We start from the raw sequence: 4,537 nt of genomic DNA, 5'->3' as shown, positions 1-4,537 counted from the left end.
GTCTTAAGAGGACCTTATTTACACGTAGAGATATGAACAATAATAGTGGTGTAGACAATCATTGTAGTGAATGTACGTTTGTTTGGTTTGAATGGCAAAATCGAGCAGTAGAGCGAGAAAAAGAAAAATGGCTTGAATATAATGGAGAAGTAGTAAATAAAACTAGAAGGTCACTTTCAAATAACTCAGGCGTGATGTAAAACTGGTTAGGTATACTAACCGGTTTTTTTATTTGGCTCTGTTAAATTACGAAATGGCTATCGTTTTTCTTTTGAAGGTTGAGGTTTTAATAGGCTACGTTTTGATTAAAATATTATGAGTAAAAATAATCATTGTTTTGTATTGCATTATGTTCTATTATGATAACAGTCGTGAACTTTAAGTTCACTAACATATTGTAGTTTTGGCTTCCAATAATTTGGATTGTTAGTTTGAAGTTAATGTTTTGTTTTCAAAACAGTCAGATTTATTGGGTGCCAAACCCTCGAGAACTCTTAAGGAACGAAGAGTTCTTCCAAAAAACACTATCTCTTATGAGATGGTGTTTTTTCTTTTAATGATATAGTGTGTTACATATAGCTCAGTGGGTGGCTATCTTCTTTGTTTTTTACTCCGAGTGACCAAAAATAATAGCCCTTCCACTAACCCGCTCAGTTATCTGGTACAAAATCTAAATTAAACATAAAAAAGATCCCAAATTCGAATATAAATTGTGCCTAAGCATCATATCGATTACTCAATTGCATGTACTAAAGTCCACATGCGGACCTCTATTTTTTTTGAGAAATGCAAGATAGGCTGAGCACTTTCAACTTGAATTCCCTGGCTGGATAACATCGTGTTATGACTTATTTCTGCTTCTGCGTGCTGAAGCATCCATGGTTGATGCAAAATATCACATCGTAAGGGTACTCCCCTTTTGTTCAGTGTATATAAACAATAGCGCTCGGACATCCATTCATCAAAAGTGCCTTTAGCTGTGTGAAACGGTTCAGAAATTGGCCAATAGCTACAGAGCAATTTTGAATTATCGTCACTTAGTCTCCTGCTTTCATATTCAACGGTAGGTCCATTATGCTTCACCACAATATCAGCATATAAATATGGTAAGTGGTAAAATGTTTTAGCCGTCTTTATTGCAAGCAAATTGGTAGCATCCAGACTAAAAAAGTAAATGCCTGGCTTACCATCAATCGTTACATACGTTCGGACGTTGAGCTCAGGAAAGCGATTAGTACCAGGCAGAGGCGGCAAGCCTCGTAATCGTATGCCAGTCATATGAAATGGAACTACACCTATCCAGCCCATTTCATTAAAAGAGTCTATCGCTAGCACATCGGGTACTAGTCTTCGTAACACCTCAAGTTTAATAGGATAGTGGGCAAACAAAAGGTCGTTCCAAGTCTGCTTCAACATCCATGGTAAATGTGGTAGTGGCCATTGGCGATGACTGTCGTCCCATCGGGTTATTTTTGAGTCAATATGTTCTCCCATAACTAATCCACCGCTCTTTACCATCATTTACAAATGTAACTATTCTGCTACAGTTATCTCAATTAAAAAATCCTTGTTCTTACTTTAATAAAAAAGTGCAGTACTCCTTATTTTTCCATTAAAACCGATGAATTGATTAGCCTTTTATATAATAGATCAAACCTAATAAAACTAAGAGGTTCAATATAAAAGTCCCCAAAATGTGGAATCCTCTAGGGCATATAACTTTACCCAGCTCCTACTGCACTCCAAGCAATAAATCTCATCGCGATTAACCTCACACCATGTTATGCTTCGAAAGCTTAGTTAGTATTAGGAATCTGGAGTTGATTATACATAAATAAATTTGCTTCATCTTGCTTGTTATTGGCGTACATTACTTCACAAGTCCTATTTCACTTGGTGGCCAAAAAACAATTCCAGTGTTGCCTATGATTTCTTCCATTGAAATCAGGCCAATTATTCGACTGTCCGTACTATTTCCACGATTATCCCCCATAACAAACACGTATCCTTCAGGAATTATTGTCTTTCCAGTACTCTCTTCAAGTGAAAAATCTTTTGTTAAACTACCTTCACCTTCGTTTAAATCTTCTTTACGAGACTCTAAATAAGGTTYATCCTGCGGTTCTCCATTTATATATAACTGATCATTTTTATAGGCAACATGTTCACCTGGCAAACCAATTATTCGTTTAATATAATCTTTGTCTTCAGTTGCATGAAATACCACGATATCATAACGGTTTGGTTGTCCTACCTCGTAACCAATTTTGTTGACCACCATACGGTCTCCATCGTCAAGAGTTGGATCCATTGATTCTCCATCTACAACAATTGGGGTAAATATGAAATAACGAATTAGCAAGGCAAGTCCAAATGCAATGAACAGTGCTTTTGCCCATTCCCAAATTTCACTTTTTTCTTCTTTTGTTTGTTCCATTTTGTGGCCTCCTGGCTTCTTTCAAAATAGTATTCTTCAATATAGCCGATAATTCCTTCTTCAACTAACCTGTCACTGGTTGAAGAACACAAAGAATTTGGCCGCCAGAATTCAGGAATGGCTTTTATTCTTCAACTTCAACGACGATATTGACGATAGAGGCATCGTGATCTTTGATGCGAAGCGGTGCTGTAAAGGCAGAAATGAGCTTTTTGCCGATTAATGGCTCTGGATTGATGTCTTCATAGATGAGCATCGTTGGTTCTTCATACTTTTCATGATCCAAGAAGGCATGGTGCACAAAATAGCCGTTTCCTTTTGCTTCTGTCAGGTTTTCAATGCTCAACGTATCAATGCCCACAGCTTTGCAGTTAGGCAATTTTGTCCGGATATATTCGGCGGCTTCCGGGGAGACAGCCGGGAAATTATTAGCGTATTTCTCGAAATCCGTATCCCGGTGTTTCCAATGACTCGTATTGAAGATTAGAATATCTGCTTCGTTCAGCTCTTCATATTCCTCTAACTTTTCAATGGTGATAAAGCCGTTAGGGCCTACCGGGCAATCGATTACCAAAGGCTTCCGATAGATAAAATCTTCAATAGGAATAGCGTCTATTCCCTTGCCATTATTCAAATGATGTCGTGGGGCATCAACATGGGTCCCGGCATGAAGATACATACTCAATACGCTGCCGTTCCAGTCATCTCCTTTGTTCAAGCGTTCTCTTGGTTCTAATTTCACTTCAGGCAAACCTGGATAAACGGGCATTCCTTCATATATTGGGTAACCAATTTCAACGTATTTTGACATACTGACACGCTCCCTATATTTTAGTTATATTAGATCCCTTATTTAATGGACGTAATTGCTCAAGGCAAGATGGCTTTTTTCTCTGCCAATTCCGCTTTTTTTGTATCCTCCAAAAGGCATTTGGACTCCTCCGGCAGCGCCGTAACTATTGATAAACACCTGTCCTGATTTTCAGAATTGGCACCATAACCGGATCTTACCGAACTCTAGACATTTTTATTCCTCTTTAGCATCTACTTTTGCATATCATCATCGAACTGTGAAGCAACTAATTACAACTGAAGTTCCTCTTGATTTTGAATGTCATACAAACAAAATCTTAGTGCTAATTTTCGTATAAAGGTATAATACTAGTATCTTAAAATCAAAGGAGTCTTGCCTTATGAGTCAAAGAGTTCCCTATTATGATATTGCACCTGATGGTATGAAAATTATGATGGATATGGAGAAGTACACTAAGCAGACTACAATTAATAGAACTACTAGAGAGTTAATCAAAATTAGAGCCTCTCAAACTAACGGTTGTGCCTTCTGTATAGATATGCATACATCCGATGCTCGTAAGATGGGTGAAACCGAACAACGCATTTATTGTTTAAATGCTTGGAATGAATGTTCTTTTTATACACCTGAAGAGAAAGTTGCTCTCGAACTATCTGAGCATATTACTCTAATCCCTACTAAAAGAGTTCCTGATGACTTATACAAGCGTGTCCGAGAGCATTATGATGAAAAACAATATGTTGATCTAGTTCTTATTATTAATCAGATAAACAGTTGGAATAGAATCTCTATTGCAATGGGCAATACACCAACAAAGATTTAATTTCTTAATGAACATCCTTTGGTGTTCGTTTTTTCAATTATTCTGTTGCACTGTTTGTGTCAAAAGCAACATTACACAGTCATTCTCTTATTGAACTAAACTGCCCTGTTAGTTCAATAAGAAAAAAGGCTTCACTCCTTATTGAAAGTAAAGCACCAGTTAGTTGAAGAAAAAATGCGTTCTGTAAAATATCTATTCTATCGCTGAACGAGTGTGCTGCATGCATTCCTAGTAGACATAACACCCGGATTGGGAAGTATTCGATTTCATTACTCCTTAAGAAAAGCTGCCTTTTAAAGGCAGCTGGCTTCACATTTGTATATATACCAACTGACATAATGTTAAATAAAAAAATCGTCCGTTCAATCGGACGATTTTTTCTTATTGTGCTACTTCGCTGGCAATGCTTGATTCTGCTAAGCCGACTTCTTTAAGTACCTTATTTAATTCAGCTTCAGCCTCT

At 37.3% G+C, this 4,537-nt stretch carries 5 protein-coding genes and 1 pseudogene; 2 read left to right on the top strand and 4 right to left on the bottom strand.

Annotation, left to right across the window (positions count from 1 at the left end; all coding sequences use genetic code 11):
- Positions 1–200, top strand: a 200-nt coding sequence (locus tag AC1DSB_RS14855) for a hypothetical protein (protein WP_477586996.1), incomplete at its 5' end; no start/stop codon positions are given.
- Between the two features lie 532 nt (positions 201–732).
- On the opposite strand, the gene AC1DSB_RS14850 is transcribed toward AC1DSB_RS14855, so the two are convergent.
- From AC1DSB_RS14850 to AC1DSB_RS14835, 4 genes and pseudogenes are all read right to left on the bottom strand, one after another.
- Positions 733–1,494 (bottom strand): YqjF family protein, encoded by a 762-nt coding sequence (locus AC1DSB_RS14850; protein WP_477586995.1) that lies wholly within the window; start codon positions 1,492–1,494, stop codon positions 733–735.
- Between the two features lie 376 nt (positions 1,495–1,870).
- Positions 1,871–2,437: a signal peptidase I gene (gene lepB, locus AC1DSB_RS14845; RefSeq protein ID WP_477586994.1), complete on the bottom strand. Its 567-nt coding sequence runs from the start codon at positions 2,435–2,437 to the stop codon at positions 1,871–1,873.
- A 124-nt stretch (positions 2,438–2,561) separates the two neighbouring features.
- Complete coding sequence (locus tag AC1DSB_RS14840) at positions 2,562–3,248, bottom strand: cyclase family protein (RefSeq protein ID WP_477533140.1); 687 nt, start codon at positions 3,246–3,248, stop codon at positions 2,562–2,564.
- Between the two features lie 42 nt (positions 3,249–3,290).
- Positions 3,291–3,419 (bottom strand): annotated as a pseudogene (locus AC1DSB_RS14835) (aldehyde dehydrogenase family protein); the annotation flags it as partial.
- Between the two features lie 211 nt (positions 3,420–3,630).
- Here AC1DSB_RS14835 and AC1DSB_RS14830 point away from each other — a divergent pair.
- Entirely contained in the window at positions 3,631–4,074 is a 444-nt protein-coding gene (locus AC1DSB_RS14830; RefSeq protein WP_477533139.1) for a carboxymuconolactone decarboxylase family protein, read from the top strand.
- Positions 4,075–4,537 lie beyond the last annotated feature (463 nt).

Source organism: Paenisporosarcina sp. P4_E4_2 (assembly GCF_056401595.1).
Note: the sequence above shows the minus strand (reverse complement) of the source record. Positions and strands in the feature narration are given on the sequence as shown.